Here is a 19,584-nt window from a genome sequence, read left to right on the forward strand (position 1 = left end):
GAAAAGTAACTTCATGACTCGCACCATGCCCGCCGTCCTGATAGGTGCCGCCGATCCGGCTGCGCCAGTCGACTTGCCCGCTGGCGCAATCGCCAGCCTGATCCGTGCGACCGGGCCGGTCAGCTATGATTACCAGTTCGGCCCCGATGGCACCCTGCTGCGGGCCGTGGCGGACCATTCCTGGGCGATCGACGGCACCCTGTTCGCCCGCGATATGACGATGCTGGCCCTGGTGGATGGCCAGCTGGCGGGCATGGCCATGGCTTTTCCGGGGGACGATTTCTATCGCCGCAAGGCCGCGCTGGTGGCCAGTCTGCCGCCGCTGATTGCCGAACTGGCACTCGACCCGGCCGAACTGGAAGGACTGATGATCCGCGCCGAACAGGCCAGTTATCTCAACGCCCATGTGCCCTCCCACGCCTGGTACCTGCTGGCCCTGGCGGTCGAGCCGACCTGGCGCGGCCACGCGGTGGGCGCGGCGCTGCTCACCGATGTGATCGCGCGGGGGCGGGCGGCGGGCTTTGCCGAAGTGCAGCTGGATGTCCTGGCGGACAATCCGGCGGTCGATTTCTATCACGCTTTCGGTTTTCGGATCCTCGCCGAAATCCGCTCGCCCGAGTTATCGGAACGGGCCGGTTTCCCCAGCGAATACCGCATGGGGCTGACGCTGTGAGCGGCGCGGTCAACTCGGGCGGCCCGCTGCTGGTCGTCGGTGGTTATGGCGAGGTGGGTGGCCAGATCTGCCAGCTGCTGCGCCAGCGCCATCCCGGCCTTGAGTTGCTGGTTGCCGGACGATCGCCGGCGCGGGCGGTCGAGGCTGCGGTCGAACTGGGCAAGGCCGCCGGGGCGCGGATCGATGTGACCGAGGCCGATCCGCTGGCCGGGCTTGAGTCCACGCCGTCAGGGATTGTTGTGGCGGTCAACGATCATCACGATCACCTGCTGCGCGCGGCCATCCGGCGGGGGATCCCGATTGTCGACATTGCCCGCTGGACCGCGCGGGTGGACGATGCGGTGCAACTGGCCACCGCGCTGCAGCCGCGCGCGCCGGTGTTGCTGGCCTCCGGCTGGATGGCCGGTGCCGTGGCGGCGGTGATCAATGCGGCCCGCGCACCGGGTATCAGCTTTGAGCGGATCGAGATCGACGTGCTGTTCTATGGCGCCGATCGTGCCGGGCCGGATTCGACCGCCGGGTTCATCGACATGCATCGGCCGTTCGAGATCTGGGAGGATGATGCGCGGATCACCGTGGGCAGCATGTCCGATCCGCGCCGCCAGGTCTTTCCGGGCGGTCTTGCCGCCAGGGTGCGGCGGTTCAGCGCGCCCGACCAGGAAACGCTGGTCCGCAGCGGGCTGGCACGCGGTGTGGCGCTGCGCATGGCTTTTGACAGCGCCGGGCTGACCGCCACTTTCGCCGCGCTTGTGCGGCTGGGGCTGTGGGGCCGCTTGCCGCGCGCGACGCGGCAAAAGCTGCTGCACAATCCGGGGCAGGGCGCGCCGCATGAGATCGTGGTGACGCTGGACGGGCGCGAGCGGTTGACCCTGTCCGATCCCCAGGGGCAGACTCACCTGACGGCGGCAGGGGCAGTGATCCAGGCCGAACGGCTGCTGGGGCTAGCTGGCCGCCTGCGGCCCGCACCGGGAGTCAGTTATCCGGAACAGGCCGCAGACCCGCAGGCGGACCTCACCGCCTTGCATGACATGGGCGTCTCAATCGGCCGGGAGCCTAACCCCTGAGGCTTTGCATCCGCTGGAGGTAGCGGGCCAGAACGTCGATCTCGAGGTTGACCGCGTCTCCGGCCTTCAGCCCGCCCAGTGTGGTCACATCGGCGGTGTGTGGGATAATGTTCAGCATGAAACGGCAGGTGCCATCGGCCTCGTCTGCCACTTCGTTGACCGTCAGCGAGACGCCATCGACCGTGATCGAGCCCTTGGGCGCGACATAGGGGGCGAGTTCCTTTGGCGTGGCGATCCAGAACTGGATCGATCCGCCGGTTTCGGTGCGGCTGGCGACCTTGCCCACGGCATCGACATGGCCGGTGACGATATGCCCGCCCAGCTCGTCACCCAGCTTGAGCGCCTGTTCCAGGTTCAGCTTGCGCCCTTCGGTCCACTGGTCGGTGGCCGTACGGCTGACGGTTTCGCCCGATACGTCGACTGCGAACCAGGCATCGCCTGCGCTTCCGCCGCGTTCGACCACGGTCAGGCAGACGCCCGAACAGGCGATCGAGGCGCCGATGGCGATTCCCGCCGGATCATAGGGGCAGGCAATGACACAGCGCAGGTCGCCCGACTGGCGGACTTCGCGGATCGTGCCGACGGCAGTGATTATCCCGGTAAACATCACCTGCGCTCGTAGACATGCAGCGTGTCGTTGCCAAGCTGGCGCGTGTCGGTCAGCTGCCAATCGGCCGATTGCGCGAGGGCCGGCATGGCAAGTTCGGGCAGGGCCGCGCCATTGCCGCCCACAGTGCGCGGCGCGCGGTACAGCATCATACGGTCAACCAGCCCGGCTGACAGGAAGGCCCGCGCCGCCTCGGCTCCGCCTTCGACCATCAGGTATTGCGCCGGGGCCAGCAGGTGCAGATCGCCGGGTGAGGGCAGGGCATGCCAGCCATCCGGAGCCGCGCCGCGCGTCAGCAGCCAGCGCTCCGGGCTGCGATTCGCCAGGCCCGGCAGGCGCGCGTCGAGACGGGGCTGGTCCGCCTCCAGCGTGCCGCGCCCGACCAGGATCGCGTCCATCTTCGCGCGCCAGGCATGGGTATGGGCGCGGGCTTCCGGCCCGGTCAGCCACTGCCCTTCGCCGGGCGGCGGGGCGAGGCGGCAATCGGCGGAGAGCGCCAGCTTCAGCGTCACTTCGGGGCGTCCGTGCTCGCAGCGGGTCATAAAGCCTGACAGGCTGGCGCGGCACTCCGGGGTTTCCAGCAGTTCGACCGGGACGCCCGTTGCCGCGATCCGGGCGATGCCTTTTCCGGCTGTACGCGGATCGGGGTCGTGGTAGCCGACCACCACGCGGGCGAGACCGGCCCCGCTCACCAGGTCGGCGCAGGCCGGGCCGCGCGGGCTCTGGTGCGCGCAGGGCTCCAGCGTGACGTAAAGCGTTGCCCCTTGCGCCTTAGTGCCCGCTGCCGCCAGCGCCATGGCTTCGGCATGGGGGCGCCCCCCGGCCTGGGTCCAGCCGCGCGCGATTACGCGATCATCCTTTACCAGCAGCGCGCCAACCGCAGGATTGGGGCGGCTGAGCGGGCGGCCGCGCGCGGCCAGCGCGGCGGCGGCGGCCAGCCAGCGACGATCGGCGTCAGGGTTCAACCGGTGCCTGCTGAGGCGTGGCGGGGGCGGTTTCTGCCTTGGGCGCGATGATCGCTTCGGCGGCGGCCTTGGCCTTGGCGGCCTCGGCAGCGCGCTCGGCCTCGGCCTCGGCGGCCATCTTGTCGACATCCATGCCCGAGGCGCGGCCGAGGGCAGACCACAGCTCGCGGCGGATCTTCTCGCGTTCGGCCAGTAGCTCGGCATTGGCCTCCTTGCGCTGCTGGTTCTCGGCGATGAAGGCCTTGGTTTCCTCCTCGGTCCGGTCTTCCGGCCAGGAATTGATGTAGATGACCTGCGGCAAGGCGCGCGGGCCTTTCCAGCTTTCCCCGAACATCAGCGAGAATATCGCCAGCGTGCAGGCCGCCGCAGCCAAGGCGATCGGCCAGCGGCGCGGTCCGGCTTCGCGAAAGATATCGCGGAACTCGGTAATCGCGTTGCCGGGCTGGACATGCTGCAGGAACTTCATGCCCGCGAAGATAGGGCCTGCCCCGGTAAAGTGCCAGTGGTCAGTTGTAATCGACCGAAATCGGGATCCGTCCGCGATAATTGCCGCCGCGCCCGCCGCCCTTCAGCACCAGCCGCGCCCCGAAACTGAAGGTCAGCTCGCCATTGGCGTCGAGGGTCGGGCGGCTTGGGAGGTCGGTGGTCAAGCCGGTCAGCTGCGCGTCGCCGCCATCGGGCGCGCTCATTGCCACGGTCTGGGGCAGGTCGATGCGGACCTCGCGGAGGGGTTCGCCGGTGATGCGCCCGCGCCCGGTCACTGCCATGCCCCCTAGGTTGACCACCGCGCCGCCGGTCCGCTTGGTGCCGGTCGCGGCGTCAACCTCGGCGCTGCCGCCCTCGCGTCCCGCCAGGGCCAGTTTCGAGAAATTGAGATCGGTGAAAATTTCAAGTGTCAGCGCCCGCTCGCCTGGCCGGCCGCTCGTGTCACCATAGCATAGCCGACAGGCATCCTGTCCGGCGGCAGGAGCAGACAGCAGCAGGGTGGCGAGAAGGAATGGCCAGCGAACCATGCCCAGTCTTTCGCCCGGTTATGGTTAAGGGCACCTTAAGTGCTATCCGAGGTGCGCGTAAAGGCCCCTGCCGTGCTGCTTCAACCAGCGGTTGGCGGCGCTGATGTCACCCTCGAACAGCCAGTCGAGGTGGGCGTGGAAGGCTGGCGAATGATCGAAGTGGGTCAGGTGCGCAACCTCGTGCGCAACCACCGATCGCCGAACGAAATCCGGCGCCATCACCAGCCGCCAGTTGATCCGGATCGTGCCATCGGCCGCGCAGGAACCCCAGCGGCGCTGGGCCCGGCTCAGTGCCAGTGGCGGTGTCCGGCGACCATCCCGCAGGCAGTATTGTGCCAGATCGTCGATCAGCAGCGCCAGCGCCTCGGCCTCCAGCCAGCGCTGGACGCGGCGTGGCAGGCTCTCCCCCGGGCCGCCGACCAGCAGCAGACCCTCATCCAGCCGGACCCGGCGCGGGGTGGCGGGATCGTGGCGCAGCTCCAGCGGAGTGCCGCGAAACGGCAGGATCGTGCCATCGCCGGGCAGCGCCACCGGCCCCAGCCGGACCAGCTGGTCGGCCAGCCAATCGGCCTTGGCGCGGGCGAATTCCAGTGCTTCGGCGCTGCGGCCCCAGTTGGGCAGGGTTACCCGCACCTCGCTGCCATCGGGGGCAAGGCGCATGGTCATCCGCCGCGCCGCCGCGTTGCGCCGCACCGCCACGGGCAGCAGGCGACCGCCGACTTCGACCTGGGGGGTGGCTTCGGGTTTGCGGCGCAACCAGTCAATCACGGTCGATCTCGATGCCCGGCGGCAGGATGATATGATCCTCGAGCGGCCCGGCAAACTCCTCGCCGATCGCCTTGCCCCGCACCGAGATCCCGGCGGCATGGACCGCGTCGGGATCGCCGCTGATCAGGTAATGCCAGCCCCGCAGCGGCTCGCCATCGGCGCGCAGGCGATAGGCACAGGTTTCCGGCAGCCACGACAGCGAGGCGGCCAGTGTGGGGGTCAGCCGCACGCAATCGGGCACCTGGCGCTTGCGGTTCGGGTAATCGCTGCAGCGGCAGGACTGCAGGTCCAGCAGCTTGCAGGCGACATTGGTCATGTAGATGTCGCCGGTGTCCTCGTCCTCGGCCTTGTGCAGGCAGCACTGGCCGCAGCCATCGCACAGCGCCTCCCATTCAGCGCGGGTCAGGGCATCGATCGGGCGTTCCCAGAAGCGGGGACGCAGGGCGCTCATTGCACGCTGGCTGCCAGGTCAGAGGCGACCGCTTCGGCGTTCTTGTCGACCGGCAGGATCACCAGCGGCTTGCCTTCCGGGTCCATCAGGTAGGCAAAGCGGCTGTGATCCATCAGGTAGGCGCCATTGCCCAGGTCCTTGCCGCGCGCGGCATAGACGCGGAACGCCTTGGCCGCCACGTCAACCTCGGCCTGGGTGCCGGTCAGCCCGAGCAGGCGGGGGTGGAAGCTGTCGGTGAATTCCTTGACCACCTGCACCGTGTCGCGGGCGGGATCGATCGTGATAAACAGCGGCTGGACCTTGGCGGCCTTGCCCGGATGGGCCTTTTCGAACTGCTGGAAGCCGCGCATCATCACGGCCACGTCGGTCGGGCAGGCATCGGGACAGAAGGCATAGCCGAAATAGACCAGCCGGTACTTGCCCTTGAAATCGCCCCAGCCATAGCGCTTGCCATCCTCGCCCGTCAGGCTGAAGGGACCGCCAAACGGGGTTCCCTTAATATCGGTGCCTATCAGCTGTGCCGGCGGCGGGGCGGCCTGCTGGCAGGCGGAGAGCAGGAGGGCGGCGGCAAGGGATGCGAACAGAGGCTTGATCATGGCGCGGCGGTTCATGCTCTGCTAAAGCGCGCGGCGCAAGACGGTGGCGGGGCGATTCCCGCTGCAAGATGGAGAAATTCGGGTGCGCAAGCTGATCGTACCGCTGTTCGCGCTGGCAACCATGGCCTTGTCCGTGCCGGCCCAGGCGCAATTCATGTCGGACAGCTACAAGTTCCTCGAAGCCGTCCGCAAGAAGGACGGCCAGGCCGTGACCGACGCGCTCGACCAACCCGGTTCGAACCTGGTCAACACGCGCGACATCACTTCGGGTGAAACCGCGCTGCACATCGTCACCAACCGCCGCGACCTGATGTGGATGCAGTTCCTGATCGGCAAGGGTGCCAACGTCAACGTCCGCGATGCCAAGGGGGTGACCCCGCTGGTCTCGGCGGTGAACGCCAATTTCATCGAAGGCGTTGAGCTGCTGGTCAGCAAGGGCGCGCGGCTGGATGAAAGCAACAATGCCGGCGAGACGCCGCTGATCACCGCCGTCCATAACCGTAATGTCGGGCTGATGCGGATCCTGCTCAAGGCCGGGGCCGATCCTGACCGGTCGGACAATTCGGGTCGTACAGCCCGCGATTATGCGCGGCTGGCCGGAGCGAACCTGCTGACCGAGATCGAAACCAACGCCAAGCCCAAGGGCGGTGACAAGGCCAAGGCATATGGCCCAAAATTCTGAATCGCTCGATGGGCTGCGACTGAGGCTGGCACCGGCCATTGCCGACGCTGCAGTATTCGATGGCTGGACCGAAGCGGCAGTGACCGCGGCGGCCGAGCAGGAAGGCGTTGATCCTGCCTTGGCGAGCTTTGCCTTTGCCAATGGGCCGATGGCCATGATCGCCGCATGGATCGGTGCCTGTGATGCCGCCATGGCGGCCGAATGGCCGGCTGACCGGCTGGCCGCGCTCAAGGTTCGGGAACGGATCCGGACCCTGGTACAATTCCGGCTGGACTATGTTGCCCCGCAGCAGGAAGCCCTGGTTCGTGCGCTCGCAATCATGGCCATGCCGCAGAATGTGCCGGCCGCGCTGAAGCTGGGCTGGTCCAGCGCCGATCTGATGTGGCGACTGGCGGGCGACACCTCGGCCGATTACAATCACTATACCAAGCGCACGATCCTCGCTTCGATCTATGCCGCCACGCTGGCCGTGCTGGCGCATGACCGCAGCGATGGCCGCAGCGATACTCGCGCCTTCCTGGAGCGGCGGATCGACGGGGTGATGAAGTTCGAGAAGGCCAAGGCCCGGCTGCTCAATCGCGATTTCGACGGATTCAGCCCGGCCCGCTTTCTGGGGCGCCTGCGCTATCCCGCGCGCTGATCGCTCTGAGCCGCCATCGCTTCGCATGCAGGTTTGATCCCGATCAATTATTGCGAATGACTTGCATTTGCGGCGCTCATCTGGCAGCGCCGCAGCCATGACGCTCGATTCTCTCCCGCTCGGGCAGGTCGCCCGAATTGCCGCAGTGGACTGGTCTGTGCTGGCTGCCGATGAAGCGCAGCGGTTGCGGGCACTTGGCTTCGATGTGGGGGCGGAAGTGGCCGTGGCGCATCGCGGCGTGTTCGGCGGGCGTGACCCGCTGGCCATTACGCTGGGCCGGATGACGGTGGCGCTGCGTCGGACGCATGCCCGCGCGATGACCGTGGAGGCCAACTGACATGGTCCAGCTTCGCAGTGCCGCCCTGGTCGGCAACCCCAATGCCGGGAAAAGTGCCCTGTTCAACGCGTTGACCGGCGCGCGCCAGAAGATCGCCAATTATCCGGGCGTGACCGTGGAGCGCAAGGCGGGCCGACTGGTGTTGCCAAGCGGTGAAGTGATCGAGCTGACCGACCTGCCCGGTTCATACGGCCTCGATGCCACCAGCCCGGACGAGGAAGTAACCCGAAAGGTCGTGCTGGGCGAACTGCCGGGGGAACCAGCGCCGCAGGTGCTGGTCGTGGTGCTCGATGCTTCGAACCTCGAACAGCACCTGGTCTTCGCGCAGGAAGTCATCGCGCTGGGGCGGCCCACCGTAGTCGCGCTCAATATGGTCGATCTGGCCGAACGCGATGGCCTGGTACTCGATCCCGCCGCGCTCGAGGAAGCCCTGGGTGTGCCAGTGGTGCCGACCGTGGCCGTGCGCCGCCGCGGCCTTGCCGAACTGGCGCTGGCGATCGACGCGGCCGAGCGTCGGCTGCCCGAACCGCGCCACCCGCATACCACGCTGACCGAGCGGCAGGTAAGCGCGCGCCTGATCGCGCGGGCCACAATTCTCTCGGAAAGCACCGAACGGCGGCTGCATGCGCAGCTTGATCGGGTGCTGCTCAACCCCTGGTTCGGCCCGCTGGTCCTGTTCGGCTTGCTGTTCGTGGTGTTCCAGGCGGTGTTCACCTGGGCCTCGCCGTTTGCCGATGGACTTGAGGCCGGGGTCGGCCTGATTGCCGACCAGGTCCGGGCGACTGTACCGGAGGGGCTGTTCCGCGATTTCCTGACCGAAGGCGTCCTGTCGGGCGTTGGCTCGGTGGTGGTGTTCCTGCCGCAGATCGTGATCCTGTTCTTCTTCATCCTGGCGATGGAGGCATCGGGCTATATGGCGCGCGCCGCCTTCCTGATGGACCGGCTGATGGCTGGCGTCGGCCTGTCCGGGCGTAGTTTCATCCCGCTGTTGTCCAGCTTCGCCTGCGCCATTCCCGGCATCATGGCGACCCGCTCGATTTCGGACCAGCGGGATCGCCTGACCACGATCCTGATTGCGCCGCTGATGACCTGTTCGGCCCGGCTCCCGGTCTATGCCGTGATCATCGCGGCGTTCATTCCCAATACGGCCGTCTTGCCGGGCGTAGGTTTGCAAGGCCTGGTCCTGTTCGGGCTTTATCTGGCGGGCATTGTCGGGGCGATGCTGGTCGCACTGGTGCTGCGCCGTTCGGTGACACAGGGGGCCGCCTCGGGCTTCATCATGGAACTGCCCAAGTACCAGCTCCCGCTAATCAAGGATCTGGCGCTGGGCCTGTGGCAGCGGGCCTGGATCTTCCTGCGCCGGGCCGGCACGATCATCTTCATGGTCACCGTGGTGCTGTGGCTCCTGCTTACCTTCCCGCGCGCCGCCGAAGGCCAGAACCAGGTCGATGCCTCGATCGCGGGCAAGCTCGCCGATGGTCTGGCCGTGGTGGTCGAGCCGATCGGCTTCAATCGGGAAATGGCGCTGTCTCTGATCCCGGCGATGGCCGCGCGCGAAGTGGCGGTCGCCTCGCTGGCGACGACCTATGCCGTCTCCGCCGAGGATGAGGAACAGGCCGCGCTGGCGCTGGGCGATCAGCTGAAGGCCAAGTGGACGCTGCCGATGGCGCTGGCCTTCCTGGCCTGGTTCGTCTTCGCCCCGCAGTGCATGAGCACGATTGCTGTTGCCCGGCGTGAAACGAATGGGTGGAAATGGCCCTTGTTCATGTTGGCCTACCTCTTCGCGCTCGCCTATATCTTCGCGGGAATCACCTATTGGGGCGCCGTCGCGCTCGGGTTGTAGCGGAGCGTTTCTAGATGGCAGGCAGCGTCAACAAGGTTATCCTGATCGGCAATCTGGGCCAGGACCCCGAGGTCAAGAGCTTCCAGAACGGCGGGCGGATCGCCAACCTGCGCATCGCCACCAGCGAAAGCTGGAAGGACAAGAACACCGGCGAACGCAAGGAACGGACCGAGTGGCACACTGTTGTGCTGCAGTCAGATGGTCTCGTTGGCGTGGCCGAGCGCTATCTGCGCAAGGGCAGCAAGGTCTACATCGAAGGCCAGCTGCGGACCCGCAAGTGGCAGGATCAGTCGGGCAACGATCGCTATACCACCGAGATTTCGGTGGGCGGCAACCAGGGCGTGCTGACCATGCTGGATGGTGCGCCCGGCGGTGGCCAGGGTGGCGGTGCGGGCGGTGGCCAGCGTTCCGGCGGCAGTGACTGGGGCGGCGGCAGCGGCCAGCGTTCGGGTGGCGGTGACTTTGGCGGCGGTGCGTCGGCCGGCGGCATGGGTGGCGGTCGCGGCGGCTTTGCCGACGATCTCGACGACGATATCCCGTTCTGATCAGTCTTTCTTCTTCAGCGCCGCAAGCGCTGCGAACGGCCCGCTGGCCTCCGGTTCATTGAGACCGGCGGCCTGGCGGGCCGCTTCCGCATTGGGCCCCTCAGCGTATGGATCGATGGCCAGGGCCAGGGTCTGGGCCAGGGCCTCTCCCAGGTCGAACTGGCTGCCGGAATAGGTGATCTCGTCCAGCTCGTCGGCTTCCAGCTCGATTTCCTCGTCCGGGGCGCTCGGCGCGCCGTCGGGCACAAAGCGCAGGGAAACCGGCTCGTCGATGCTGACCGGCAGGTCTTCGCCCGAAACGGCGCAGGATTGCACGATATCGGCCAGCAGGCGGCCGGCAGCGGTCGTGGCCGCGCCATCCTTGTCCAGCATGATCCGCGCTTCCAGCCGGTCGATCCGGACCAGGTCGAACCTACGGGCCAGGGCCGCGCATTCTTCGGTGGAGGCGGTCAGCACCTGCTCCGCGCCAGGCAGCAGGCGCGGATCATAGGTCCGGGCAAATTCGCTCATGCTGCGATCTTTCCGGCCAGCAGGCTGGCATCGTCCAGCGCGGCCAGGCGGGCGGCAATTGCGCGCACTTCGGCCGCCATGCCAGCCGGATCGGCACCTTCTGCCAGGCTGAGGTTGCGCGCCAGCACCTCTTCCAGCGGCTCCCTGCCCGCCAGCGCCGCATCCAGCGCGCCCTTGCGGCCGCCCAGCGCCCCCATCAGCTTGCCCACGTGCTTGCCTACCACCATGTCGCCCAGGCCGGTTTCGCGCAGCTGGGCATCCATGTCGGTCACGAACAATTCGGTCAGCAGGATCGCCTCGCGCGCCAGGGCGGGGGATTGTTCCATCCGGCTCAGCACCAGCGACAGCACCGTGGCCACGGCATCGAACCGGCCCGGTACCGAATCCGCCAGCCCCAGTTCCGCATACCAGCGCGGGGTGCGCGCGAGCGCCACGGCGGCATGCCACAGCGGGCGGACTGCGGCGTGTTCATCGGTCTTCTTGCCGAGCAGGCGGGCGATCAGGCCCATGGTCAGTGTCCTTTGTTCAGCGGCGATTAAAGCCAGTGTCCCCAAGCGCCTGTTCGCCGCCATTGCGCGGCGCGCCAAGGCAGCCTAAAGCCCTGGTGCGATAGAGCCGCCGTCGGAAACGGGCAATGCCCCAGGTCCGATTGGCAGCGCAAACGGGAACCGGTTTACGATGCGTGCAGCGATGATCAAGGCAATGGTGATGGTGATGGTGATGGTGGCCGGGGCCGCTGGGCTCGCGGGATGCAGCTCCATCAAGGATCATCGCGGGTACCTGGTCGATGCCGCACTGGTCGATTCGGTCCAGCCCGGAATCGATAACCAGCAGTCGGTGGAGCGCACGCTCGGCCGTCCCACCTTCGTCAGCGCCTTTGGTCGCAAGGACTGGTATTACGTCTCGTCAAGCACGCGGCAGGCCGCGTTCACGCGGCCCAAGATCAGCGAGCAGCTGGTCCTGCGCGTGACCTTCGATGAGCGCGGCAATGTCGCCGGCGTCGAACGGTCGGGGCTGGAGCGGGTGGTCCGGCTTGAGCCCGATGGCGATAAGACGCCGACCCTGGGCAAGGAGCGCACCTTCCTTGAAGACCTGTTCGGCAACATTGGTACTGTCGGTACCGGGGCGGGCGGTCCGGGTGGCGGCGGTGGCGGCCCGAACGGCAGCTAAGTTGAATCCCGCGCGGCAGGGCATATATCCCGCCGCATGGACAACTCCTCACACAGCCACGGGCTGATCCCCTGGCACGGCACCACCATCATCGGCGTCAAGCTGGGCGGGAAGACCGTCATCGCCGGCGATGGCCAGGTTTCGATGGGCAACACGGTGATGAAGCCCAATGCCCGCAAGGTACGGCGGCTTGGCGATGGCTCGGTGATCGCCGGGTTCGCCGGGGCCACGGCCGATGCCTTCACCCTGTTCGAACGGCTGGAACGCAAGCTTGAGCAGAACCGCGGCCAGCTGATGCGTGCGGCGGTTGAACTGGCCAAGGACTGGCGGACCGACAAGTACCTGCGCAACCTAGAAGCCCTGATGATCGTGGCCGACAAGGACGTGCTGCTGATCCTGACCGGCAATGGCGATGTGCTGGAACCGGAAGGTGGCATCGCCGCGATCGGATCGGGCGGGAACTATGCCCTGTCTGCCGCCAAGGCGCTGGCCGACTACGAACACGATGCGGAAAAGATCGCCCGCCGCGCCATGGCGGTGGCAGCCGAAGTCTGCGTCTTCACCAATGACCGGGTGACCGTCGAATCGATCGACGCCTGACGCCCGAAGGAAAATCCATGAACCAAAACCTGACCCCCAAGGCGATTGTCGCCGCGCTGGATGAACATATCATCGGCCAGGCTGAGGCAAAGAAGGCCGTGGCCGTTGCCCTGCGCAACCGCTGGCGCCGCCAGCGCCTTTCGCCCGAGCTGCGCGACGAAGTAACCCCCAAGAACATCCTCATGATCGGGCCGACCGGCTGCGGCAAGACCGAGATCAGCCGCCGCCTGGCCAAGTTGGCCGATGCCCCATTCGTGAAGGTTGAGGCCACCAAGTTCACCGAGGTCGGCTATGTCGGCCGAGACGTGGAGCAGATCGCCCGCGATCTGGTCGAGGAAGCGATCCGGCTGGAGAAGGACCGCCGCCGCGAAGCCGTGCGCGAAGCGGCCAGCAAGGCGGCGATGGACCGGCTGCTCAAGGCGCTGGTTGGCGAAAACGCCAGCGAGGCGACCCGGGAAAGCTTCCGCCAGCGGATCGTCGAGAACGCGATGAACGATGTCGAGGTGGAGATCGAGATCGAGGACGCGCCGGGCATGCCTTTCGATCTGCCGGGGATGCCGGGCGGGGTGGGCATGATCAACCTCAGCGAAATGATGTCCAAGGCGATGGGCCGCCAGAACCTCAAGCGGCGCAAGCTCAAGGTGCCGCAGGCCTGGGACAAGCTGGTCGACGAGGAAGCCGAAAAGCGCATGGACCAGGACGATGTCGCCCGCGTCGCGCTCGCCAATGCCGAGGCCAACGGGATCGTCTTCATCGACGAGATCGACAAGATCGCCGTGTCCGATGTGCGCGGTGGTTCGGTCAGCCGCGAAGGCGTGCAGCGCGACCTGCTGCCGCTGATCGAGGGCACGACTGTCGCCACCAAGTATGGCCCGATGAAGACCGACCACGTACTGTTCATCGGCTCTGGCGCGTTCCACGTGGCCAAGCCCAGTGACATGCTGCCCGAACTGCAGGGCCGCCTGCCGATCCGGGTCGAGCTGAAGGCGCTGTCCGAGGAGGACTTCGTCCGCATCCTGGCCGAAACCCGCGCCAACCTGATCGCCCAGTACAAGGCCTTGCTCGGCACCGAGAAGGTCACGGTGGAATTCACCCCCGAAGCGATCCGCGCAATTGCCCGGATCGCGGCACAGGTGAACGAGGCGGTCGAGAACATCGGCGCGCGGCGGCTCCAAACCGTGATGGAAAAGCTGCTCGAAGAGCTGAGCTTCGAGGCCGAAGATCGCCAGGGCGAGACCGTGACAATCGATGAAGCCTATGTGGCCGCGCGGCTGGATGGCCTGGCGCGGGATACTGACCTTTCGAAGTATATCCTGTAAGGGCGGCTGGATGAGCACCCCGCCCGACGACAAGCCGATCTATCGCCTCCTCACCGGCAAGGACGACCGCGCCTTTTGTGACCGCGTGTCCGAGGCCCTGGCCCAGGGCTGGCGGCTCTATGGCTCACCCTGCCTGACCTGGGACGAGGAGGGCGGTTGCATGAAAGCCGCCCAGGCCGTGGTCTGGAAAGACGCCGACGTGGTGAAGTAGGCGCGGGGCTACTCCGCGGCTTCTTCCACCTGCTCCGCCGCCTCGGCCTGGCGGGCCCACATATCGGCATAGAGCCCATCGCGGCGCAGCAATTCGGCGTGGGTGCCCTGCTCGGCCAGTTGCCCGGCATTGAGCACCAGGATCAGGTCGGCATCGGCAATGGTCGAGAGGCGGTGCGCGATCGAGAGGGAGGTGCGCCCGGTGCTGACGCGGTGCAGGGTGGCCAGCACATCCTGCTCGGTGCGGGTGTCGAGCGCGCTGGTCGCTTCGTCGAGCAGCAGGATCGGCGGGTTCTTGACCAGGGTACGGGCAATCGCGACGCGCTGCTTTTCGCCGCCCGACAGCTTCAGCCCGCGCTCGCCCACTTCGGTGTCGAAGCCCTGGGGTAGGCGGCCGATCAGGTCCATCAGCGCAGCCTCGCGCGCGGCCTGCTCCACTTCGGCCAGCCCGGCGCCCTCGCGGCCATAGGCGATGTTGTAGCCGATGGTATCGTTGAACAGCACCGAATCCTGGGGGACGATGCCAAGGTGCGCGCGCAGCGAGGCCTGGGTGACCTGGGCGATGTCCTGCCCGTCGATCAGGATCCGGCCCGACCACGGGTCGTAGAACCGGAAGACCAGCCGGGCGATCGTGCTCTTGCCCGCGCCCGACGGACCGACAATCGCCACCTGGCTCCCAGCAGGCACTTCGAACGACAGGCCGTTGAGGATCGTCCGGTCGGGCTCGTAGCCGAAGCGGACATTGTCGAAAGCCAGGGTGGGGCGCTTCACCACCAGGGCCGGGGCGCCAGGCGCGTCCTGCACCTCGATTTCGGTGTCGATCAGGCGGAACATGTCGGCCATGTCGATCAGGCCCTGGCGGATCGTGCGATAGACCATGCCCAGCATATCGAGCGGGCGGAACAGCTGCATCAGGTAGGTCTGGACAAAGACCAGCTGGCCGGCGGTATATTCGCCCCGCGCCCAGCCATAGACGGTCAGGGCCATGGCCACGGCCATCAGCAGGTTGGTGACCAGCGCCTGCGCGATGTTGAGCAGGCCCAGGCTGTTTTCGCTGGTCACTGCGGCGGCGGCATAGGCCCGGGTGGCCTGGGCATAACGCGCTTCCTCGCGGCGCTCGGCCCCGAAGTATTTGACCGTTTCATAGTTCAGCAGCGAATCGACCGCGCGCGACAAGGCCTGGCCATCAAGCCGGTTCATCTGCTCGCGCAGCTTGGTGCGCCATTCGGTGATCGCCCGGGTCACCCAGATATAGGCGACCAAGGCCAGGGCCGTTGCACTCACCAGCGGCCAGCCGAAGTTGAGGTAGAAGATCACCCCCACGCCGACCAGCAGGATCACCGTGGGGGCGATGTTGAACAGCATGAAATAGAGCATCGTGTCGATGCTCTTGGTGCCGCGCTCGATCACCTTGGTCACTTCGCCGGTGCGGCGGGCCAGGTGAAAGCGCAGCGACAGGCGGTGCAGCCGGTTGAAGACATGCTCGGCCAGTTGTGCGGTGGCCTGCTGGCCGACCCGCTCGAACACGATGTTGCGCAGGTTGTCGAACACTACGCCGCCCAGCCGCGCAGCTGCATAGGCCAGGACAAACAGCATGGCGAAGGTGATGACCCGCGGACCCGTCACCGCCATGGCATCGACCGCCCACTTCAACAGGTAGGGCAGGGTGAACTGGGTGGCGGTGGACAGCAGGATCAGCGCGACCGCGCCGATGATCCGCCCGCGCAGCCCCCAGTCGTCGCTGGGCCACAGATAGGGCAGGAAGCGCCGCAAGGTGCCCCAGCCATCGTGGCGGGGGGCTCGCGCCTTGGCGGTATCGGTCGGTGTTTCGGGCGGCATCGGCCCTATCTAGGCGCAATCCCGCGAAAGGCCAGCCGCGCCGATCACAGCGCTCCGCTTGGCACGTCGAACAGGATCTTGCGGCTGGAAAAGTCGATCGCCAGCCGGTCAAGGTTGCGCAGGTCACGCATGCCCAGCAGCATCGATGGGCGCTGGTCGATCTTCAGCGCCGCGAAGGCCGGGGCGTCGGCAAAGGCGATCGCCACGTTGTTGAAGGCAACCCCGGCGATCTCGAGGCTGCGAGCATAGCCGAGGTCGGCATTGATCTGATGGCCGGTCACGCTCAGGAGTTCGATCGTCTGGCTCTTGCGCCGCTTTTCCAGCGCCCGCTGCAAGGCCCGGTTGCCGATCGAGGTTTCGGCGCCGGTATCGATCACGACCTGCACCTTCACGCCATCGATCCGCGCGTCGGCCATGATCAGCTGGCCGGACCGGCGGCGCGCCTCGACCACGATTTCGAAGCCGCGGTTGCCGCCCAGGCTGCGCGCATCATCGATCGCCATCAGATTCTTGGTGAAGTCGACCAGAACGCGCTGGCCCTGCAGGCTGTCGAGCCCCAGAATGCCATCGGCCCCCATGTGCTCGCTTTCCAGCAGCGGCGCGGTCAGGCTGTAGAAGCTGCGGCGGCCGAGGTCGATCTGGTCGATCTCTACCGTGTCGACGATCTGCGTTCCGGCAATACTGACCAGCCGCGCCCGTCGGTTCGGCACCAGCGCCAGCCGGGCGGCGAGGTTCTTCGAGAGGACGGTGTTCTGCGATCCGGTATCGATCAGGAAACGGAACGGCCCCTGTTCCTGGACCTTCACCGGCACCGTCATCCGGCTCCACTGGTCCTTGCGGATGGCCAGGACATCGACGGCAGCGGCCTGTTGCTGGCCATCCTGTCCCGCAAAGACCGGCATGGTAGCTGCCGTGGACAGCAGCGGCAGCAACAGGGCGGCGGCAAGGGTGGCGGGTTCCATGACCGGTCTCTCCAATGCCCCTTACTTACACCGTAGAGCGCCATAATGACCATGTCATCCAACGATTGAGCGCGCCGTTACGTCTATCTTTGCCATTGCTTAAGCCGCGGTGGCTATTATCCCCGGCAGATGATGACCTTGCTTGACCGGGCCCTGCGCAGGTTGCGTGAAGTGCAGTTCAACCGGGCGGCCCGCGCGGTGCTGGCCACGCCCCCGTGCCGGGTCGATCCGGACGACGGCCTGGTGATCTTCTCGATGATCGGCACGCGGGTGCTGCTGCCTTACCTGGTGGCGGCCAAATCGTTCCAGTCGCGGCTGGGGCGGGGGCGCTTTGCGATCCTTGACGATGGCACGCTGACCCCTGCGGACAAGGCGGTTCTGGCCTACCATCTGGGCAACCCACCGATCACCACCCTCGCTTCGGTCGATACCGGACCCTGCCCGCGCGGGGGGACATGGGAGCGGCTGCTGTCGATCCTCGACCTGCGCCGGGCGGACTATGTGATCCCGGTCGATTCCGACACCGTCACCTTGGGGCCGGTACCCGAAGTGGCCGAGGCCATTGCCGCTGGACGCAGTTTTACCCTGCGCGGCGAGGCGACCTCGCAGATCCTGCCATTGGCCGAAGGGGCGACCAAGGCGCGGGCTACGCGCCCGTCCGGCCGTGCGCATGTGCAGACGGCGATCGAATGCGTGATGGATCAGGTGACAATCTCTGGCTGGGCTGACCTTTGCTATGTCCGGGGGTGTTCGGGCTTCGCCGGTTTCGCGCCGGCCCCGTCAGGTCGCGCCCTGGCCGAGGCCTTCTCGGTTGAAGCGGAGCGGCTGCTGGGCCGCCCATACTGGTCTGAATGGGGTAGCGAGCAGGTTACCTCGAACTTCGTGTTCGCGAATGAGCCCGATCCGCTGCTGTTGCCGTATGATCGCTACATCAATTTTTGGAACGAGCCGGTGGGAGGCGATGTCGCCTTCGTGCACTTCGTCGGCACCTATCGTTTCCATCGCGGAGCCTATCTGCAGGCGGCGCGGGCGGCCATTGCAGCTCTGCTCTAAGCTTCAGCTCTTGCGGCGGCGGGCGTAGTCCAGCACTTCGCGCAGCCTCTCCGGGGCGAACAGGAGCATTGCGAGGCCATAGGAAACGCCGCCGGTCGCGGTCAGCAGGACGAGCCGAAGGACCGGGGAGAGGCTACCTGCCACCATATCGGCAGCGGTGACCGCGCCGATCATGACCCCACCAGCCAGCACTGGTGGCCATAATGCTGCAAGCAACTGGCGCTTGGTTGCGCCGATGATCGGCAGCGACCAGTGGGCGGTGATTGCGGTCAGCAGCGGATAGCCGAGCAGCCAGGCCAGCGCGATCCCGCGCGCCTCGTCAACCAGCACGCCGGTCAGGAAGGCCGCCGGCATGATCAATGCGCCCAGGATGGCACTGCGGGTGGCGATGCCGGGTCGACCAATGGCACTGGTGGCGGGGGCAAACATCACATGCAGGGTCATGAAGGGCATGGCCAGGGCCAGCAGGGTGACCAGCGGGGCGGCGGGCAGCCATTTGGTGCCCAGCATGGTCGCGATGGCCGGCTCGCTGACTGCGGCCAGGCCAAGGCAGAACGGGATCGCCAGCAGCATGACCACGCGGACCGAGGCGAGGAAGCCATTGGCGACGGCGGCCGGATCGTCCTGGATCCGGGCATAGGCGGAAAAGGCTACCTCGTTGAGCGGCGGCACCACCTTGTTGACGAACAACTGCGCCAGGAACAGCGCGGTCGTATAATAGCCGAGTTCACCGGCGGTCAGCACGTGGCCTGCCACCATGATGTCGGCCTGGGTCTGGAGGAACCAGAAGATCTGGCCCAGCATCACCACCCCGCCATAATTGGCGATAGTCCGGGCGGCGCGGAAATCGAAACTCGGCCACATGAAGGCCCGGGCCAGGGCCGCCATGCCGAAGGCGCGGCTGGTAAAGGTGACCAGCGGTGCCACCACCAGCGTCCAGACCCCCAGCCCGGCCAGTGCCCCGGCCAGGGCGGTCAGCGCGCCCAGCACGGCCGAAGCCATGTTGACCTGGGCCTGCTTGCGGAAATCCATCTGCCGCGACAGCACGGCATAGCCCAGCGCGAGGAACGGGTTGGTCAGGTAGATCAGCGCCTGGGCGCGCAGCAGGTCGGTGACCATGGGCTGGCCGAAATAGGCCGCGACCAGCGGCGCGGTAGCGACCTGCAAGGTGGCCAGGGCTCCGTTTATCACGATCAACAGGCCGAACAGCTGGCGCAGCTGCTCCTTGCCCGCAGTTCGATCCTGGATCACCGCATTGGCAAAGGAATAGCCGTTGAACAGGCCCAGCAGCACCATCACCACGCCGGTCATCGCATAGAGACCGTAATCGCTCGGCGACAGGATCCGGATGACCAGGAAGGTGGAGGCCCAGGCGACCAGCTGGCTGAAGATCTGCGTGCCCGATCGCCAGATCACGGCCGAGCGGACCTGGTCGCGAAACTCGGGCGCGGGTGTGCCAGTCGAAGCGGAGGCGGGGCTGGCGGTCATGCCGGCGAGATCTCGAACAGGCTGCGCAGTCCCTTGCGCTGAAAGCCGCGACTGTGCTGGCGTCGGCGCCAGCGCAGCATTGGTCGGGCAAGAGCCGGGCAGACCCGCCACAGCACGAAGGACCAGGTCCAGAGCGGGCCATTGACGAGGCGGCGAAGGCTGGCGAGCTCGGCCAGGCCACGGCGGGTATCGCCCTCGACCACCCGGTCGATTGCATGCTCGAAGGCCAGTGCTTCGTGCGTTTCGGCG

Annotated in this window: 25 protein-coding genes (1 of these 25 only partly in view); 12 read left to right on the forward strand and 13 right to left on the reverse strand. The window is 66.8% G+C overall.

The window, feature by feature from the left end; genetic code table 11:
• Positions 1-13: 13 nt before the first annotated feature.
• Positions 14-673: a GNAT family N-acetyltransferase gene (locus O9281_RS08565; protein ID WP_298184590.1), complete on the forward strand. Its 660-nt coding sequence runs from the start codon at positions 14-16 to the stop codon at positions 671-673.
• A complete protein-coding gene (locus O9281_RS08570; RefSeq protein ID WP_298184592.1) occupies positions 670-1,737 on the forward strand; it encodes a hypothetical protein in 1,068 nt (355 codons plus the stop codon). Before O9281_RS08565 ends, O9281_RS08570 begins: the two co-directional genes overlap by 4 nt.
• Here the strand turns inward: O9281_RS08570 and O9281_RS08575 are convergent.
• Genes O9281_RS08575 through O9281_RS08605 form a run of 7 tightly spaced genes read right to left on the reverse strand, consistent with a single transcriptional unit; the run spans position 1,727 to position 6,137 of the window.
• Positions 1,727-2,344, reverse strand: a complete 618-nt coding sequence (locus O9281_RS08575; protein ID WP_298184594.1) for a riboflavin synthase — start codon at positions 2,342-2,344, stop codon at positions 1,727-1,729. The two genes, O9281_RS08570 and O9281_RS08575, sit on opposite strands and share 11 nt — an antisense overlap.
• Positions 2,344-3,309 (reverse strand): bifunctional diaminohydroxyphosphoribosylaminopyrimidine deaminase/5-amino-6-(5-phosphoribosylamino)uracil reductase RibD, encoded by a 966-nt coding sequence (gene ribD, locus O9281_RS08580; protein ID WP_298184596.1) that lies wholly within the window; start codon positions 3,307-3,309, stop codon positions 2,344-2,346. The genes O9281_RS08575 and ribD overlap by 1 nt, the downstream gene beginning before the upstream one ends.
• Complete coding sequence (locus O9281_RS08585; RefSeq protein WP_298184597.1) at positions 3,299-3,775, reverse strand: hypothetical protein; 477 nt, start codon at positions 3,773-3,775, stop codon at positions 3,299-3,301. Before O9281_RS08585 ends, ribD begins: the two co-directional genes overlap by 11 nt.
• Positions 3,776-3,815: 40 nt before the next feature.
• On the reverse strand, positions 3,816-4,322 hold the full coding sequence (locus O9281_RS08590; protein ID WP_298184599.1) for a DUF4402 domain-containing protein: 507 nt from the start codon (positions 4,320-4,322) through the stop codon (positions 3,816-3,818).
• Positions 4,323-4,364: 42 nt separating this feature from the next.
• On the reverse strand, positions 4,365-5,090 hold the full coding sequence (locus tag O9281_RS08595) for a M48 family metallopeptidase (RefSeq protein WP_298184601.1): 726 nt from the start codon (positions 5,088-5,090) through the stop codon (positions 4,365-4,367).
• A complete protein-coding gene (locus tag O9281_RS08600) occupies positions 5,083-5,541 on the reverse strand; it encodes a YcgN family cysteine cluster protein (RefSeq protein ID WP_298184604.1) in 459 nt (152 codons plus the stop codon). Before O9281_RS08600 ends, O9281_RS08595 begins: the two co-directional genes overlap by 8 nt.
• Positions 5,538-6,137: an SCO family protein gene (locus tag O9281_RS08605; RefSeq protein ID WP_298184606.1), complete on the reverse strand. Its 600-nt coding sequence runs from the start codon at positions 6,135-6,137 to the stop codon at positions 5,538-5,540. The genes O9281_RS08600 and O9281_RS08605 overlap by 4 nt, the downstream gene beginning before the upstream one ends.
• Before the next feature lie 82 nt (positions 6,138-6,219).
• On the opposite strand from O9281_RS08605, the gene O9281_RS08610 reads away from it, so the two are divergent.
• From O9281_RS08610 to ssb, 5 genes are all read left to right on the forward strand, one after another.
• A complete protein-coding gene (locus tag O9281_RS08610) occupies positions 6,220-6,819 on the forward strand; it encodes an ankyrin repeat domain-containing protein (RefSeq protein WP_298184607.1) in 600 nt (199 codons plus the stop codon).
• Positions 6,803-7,459, forward strand: coding sequence for a COQ9 family protein (locus tag O9281_RS08615; protein ID WP_298184609.1), 657 nt, complete (start codon positions 6,803-6,805; stop codon positions 7,457-7,459). Before O9281_RS08610 ends, O9281_RS08615 begins: the two co-directional genes overlap by 17 nt.
• A 97-nt stretch (positions 7,460-7,556) precedes the next feature.
• On the forward strand, positions 7,557-7,796 hold the full coding sequence (locus O9281_RS08620) for a FeoA family protein (protein ID WP_298184611.1): 240 nt from the start codon (positions 7,557-7,559) through the stop codon (positions 7,794-7,796).
• A gap of 1 nt (position 7,797) precedes the next feature.
• A complete protein-coding gene (locus tag O9281_RS08625; RefSeq protein ID WP_298184613.1) occupies positions 7,798-9,639 on the forward strand; it encodes a ferrous iron transporter B in 1,842 nt (613 codons plus the stop codon).
• 14 nt (positions 9,640-9,653) lie between these two features.
• Positions 9,654-10,184, forward strand: coding sequence for a single-stranded DNA-binding protein (gene ssb, locus O9281_RS08630; protein ID WP_298184615.1), 531 nt, complete (start codon positions 9,654-9,656; stop codon positions 10,182-10,184).
• Here the strand turns inward: ssb and O9281_RS08635 are convergent, their stop codons facing one another.
• Positions 10,185-10,694 (reverse strand): DUF177 domain-containing protein, encoded by a 510-nt coding sequence (locus O9281_RS08635; RefSeq protein WP_298184617.1) that lies wholly within the window; start codon positions 10,692-10,694, stop codon positions 10,185-10,187.
• Positions 10,691-11,203 (reverse strand): ubiquinol-cytochrome C chaperone family protein, encoded by a 513-nt coding sequence (locus O9281_RS08640; RefSeq protein ID WP_298184619.1) that lies wholly within the window; start codon positions 11,201-11,203, stop codon positions 10,691-10,693. The genes O9281_RS08635 and O9281_RS08640 overlap by 4 nt, the downstream gene beginning before the upstream one ends.
• Before the next feature lie 169 nt (positions 11,204-11,372).
• On the opposite strand from O9281_RS08640, the gene O9281_RS08645 reads away from it, so the two are divergent.
• Genes O9281_RS08645 through O9281_RS08660 form a run of 4 tightly spaced genes read left to right on the forward strand, consistent with a single transcriptional unit; the run spans position 11,373 to position 13,994 of the window.
• Positions 11,373-11,864 (forward strand): outer membrane protein assembly factor BamE, encoded by a 492-nt coding sequence (locus O9281_RS08645; protein WP_298184621.1) that lies wholly within the window; start codon positions 11,373-11,375, stop codon positions 11,862-11,864.
• Positions 11,865-11,900: 36 nt separating this feature from the next.
• On the forward strand, positions 11,901-12,464 hold the full coding sequence (hslV, locus tag O9281_RS08650; RefSeq protein ID WP_298184623.1) for an ATP-dependent protease subunit HslV: 564 nt from the start codon (positions 11,901-11,903) through the stop codon (positions 12,462-12,464).
• Positions 12,465-12,481: 17 nt separating this feature from the next.
• On the forward strand, positions 12,482-13,783 hold the full coding sequence (hslU, locus tag O9281_RS08655; protein WP_298184624.1) for an ATP-dependent protease ATPase subunit HslU: 1,302 nt from the start codon (positions 12,482-12,484) through the stop codon (positions 13,781-13,783).
• 10 nt (positions 13,784-13,793) lie between these two features.
• Positions 13,794-13,994: a DUF1737 domain-containing protein gene (locus O9281_RS08660; protein WP_298184626.1), complete on the forward strand. Its 201-nt coding sequence runs from the start codon at positions 13,794-13,796 to the stop codon at positions 13,992-13,994.
• 8 nt (positions 13,995-14,002) lie between these two features.
• On the opposite strand, the gene O9281_RS08665 is transcribed toward O9281_RS08660, so the two are convergent.
• Positions 14,003-15,832 carry an ABC transporter ATP-binding protein/permease gene (locus O9281_RS08665; protein WP_298184627.1) on the reverse strand — a complete coding sequence of 610 codons (1,830 nt, stop codon included), beginning with the start codon at positions 15,830-15,832 and terminating at the stop codon, positions 14,003-14,005.
• A 44-nt stretch (positions 15,833-15,876) separates the two neighbouring features.
• Positions 15,877-16,794, reverse strand: a complete 918-nt coding sequence (locus tag O9281_RS08670) for a retroviral-like aspartic protease family protein (protein WP_298184628.1) — start codon at positions 16,792-16,794, stop codon at positions 15,877-15,879.
• Positions 16,795-16,926: 132 nt separating this feature from the next.
• Between O9281_RS08670 and O9281_RS08675 the strand changes: the two genes are divergently transcribed.
• On the forward strand, positions 16,927-17,847 hold the full coding sequence (locus O9281_RS08675) for a hypothetical protein (RefSeq protein ID WP_298184630.1): 921 nt from the start codon (positions 16,927-16,929) through the stop codon (positions 17,845-17,847).
• Positions 17,848-17,850: 3 nt separating this feature from the next.
• Here O9281_RS08675 and O9281_RS08680 read toward each other — a convergent pair whose 3' ends face one another.
• Together O9281_RS08680 and O9281_RS08685 are read right to left on the reverse strand one after the other, a co-directional pair.
• Entirely contained in the window at positions 17,851-19,335 is a 1,485-nt protein-coding gene (locus O9281_RS08680; protein WP_298184632.1) for a lipopolysaccharide biosynthesis protein, read from the reverse strand.
• Positions 19,332-19,584: the 3' end of a glycosyltransferase family A protein gene (locus O9281_RS08685; protein ID WP_298184634.1), read on the reverse strand. It continues 758 nt past the right edge of the window; 253 of the gene's 1,011 nt are visible here — the last part of the coding sequence; its start codon lies beyond the right edge, outside the window; its stop codon occupies positions 19,332-19,334. Before O9281_RS08685 ends, O9281_RS08680 begins: the two co-directional genes overlap by 4 nt.

Source organism: Novosphingobium sp. (assembly GCF_027531025.1).
Classification (GTDB): Bacteria; Pseudomonadota; Alphaproteobacteria; order Sphingomonadales; family Sphingomonadaceae; genus Novosphingobium.

Bases quoted from the DNA above. Each gene is read 5' to 3' on its own strand.
- O9281_RS08565 (WP_298184590.1), top strand. From the start codon at position 14: ATGACTCGCACCATGCCCGCCGTCCTGATAGGTGCCGCCGATCCGGCT.
- O9281_RS08575 (WP_298184594.1), bottom strand. From the start codon at position 2,344: ATGTTTACCGGGATAATCACTGCCGTCGGCACGATCCGCGAAGTCCGC.
- O9281_RS08585 (WP_298184597.1), bottom strand. From the start codon at position 3,775: ATGAAGTTCCTGCAGCATGTCCAGCCCGGCAACGCGATTACCGAGTTC.
- O9281_RS08590 (WP_298184599.1), bottom strand. From the start codon at position 4,322: ATGGTTCGCTGGCCATTCCTTCTCGCCACCCTGCTGCTGTCTGCTCCT.
- O9281_RS08600 (WP_298184604.1), bottom strand. From the start codon at position 5,541: ATGAGCGCCCTGCGTCCCCGCTTCTGGGAACGCCCGATCGATGCCCTG.
- O9281_RS08605 (WP_298184606.1), bottom strand. From the start codon at position 6,137: ATGATCAAGCCTCTGTTCGCATCCCTTGCCGCCGCCCTCCTGCTCTCC.
- O9281_RS08615 (WP_298184609.1), top strand. From the start codon at position 6,803: ATGGCCCAAAATTCTGAATCGCTCGATGGGCTGCGACTGAGGCTGGCA.
- O9281_RS08620 (WP_298184611.1), top strand. From the start codon at position 7,557: ATGACGCTCGATTCTCTCCCGCTCGGGCAGGTCGCCCGAATTGCCGCA.
- O9281_RS08625 (WP_298184613.1), top strand. From the start codon at position 7,798: ATGGTCCAGCTTCGCAGTGCCGCCCTGGTCGGCAACCCCAATGCCGGG.
- ssb (WP_298184615.1), top strand. From the start codon at position 9,654: ATGGCAGGCAGCGTCAACAAGGTTATCCTGATCGGCAATCTGGGCCAG.
- O9281_RS08635 (WP_298184617.1), bottom strand. From the start codon at position 10,694: ATGAGCGAATTTGCCCGGACCTATGATCCGCGCCTGCTGCCTGGCGCG.
- O9281_RS08640 (WP_298184619.1), bottom strand. From the start codon at position 11,203: ATGGGCCTGATCGCCCGCCTGCTCGGCAAGAAGACCGATGAACACGCC.
- O9281_RS08645 (WP_298184621.1), top strand. From the start codon at position 11,373: ATGCGTGCAGCGATGATCAAGGCAATGGTGATGGTGATGGTGATGGTG.
- hslV (WP_298184623.1), top strand. From the start codon at position 11,901: ATGGACAACTCCTCACACAGCCACGGGCTGATCCCCTGGCACGGCACC.
- hslU (WP_298184624.1), top strand. From the start codon at position 12,482: ATGAACCAAAACCTGACCCCCAAGGCGATTGTCGCCGCGCTGGATGAA.
- O9281_RS08660 (WP_298184626.1), top strand. From the start codon at position 13,794: ATGAGCACCCCGCCCGACGACAAGCCGATCTATCGCCTCCTCACCGGC.
- O9281_RS08665 (WP_298184627.1), bottom strand. From the start codon at position 15,832: ATGCCGCCCGAAACACCGACCGATACCGCCAAGGCGCGAGCCCCCCGC.
- O9281_RS08670 (WP_298184628.1), bottom strand. From the start codon at position 16,794: ATGGAACCCGCCACCCTTGCCGCCGCCCTGTTGCTGCCGCTGCTGTCC.
- O9281_RS08675 (WP_298184630.1), top strand. From the start codon at position 16,927: ATGACCTTGCTTGACCGGGCCCTGCGCAGGTTGCGTGAAGTGCAGTTC.
- O9281_RS08680 (WP_298184632.1), bottom strand. From the start codon at position 19,335: ATGACCGCCAGCCCCGCCTCCGCTTCGACTGGCACACCCGCGCCCGAG.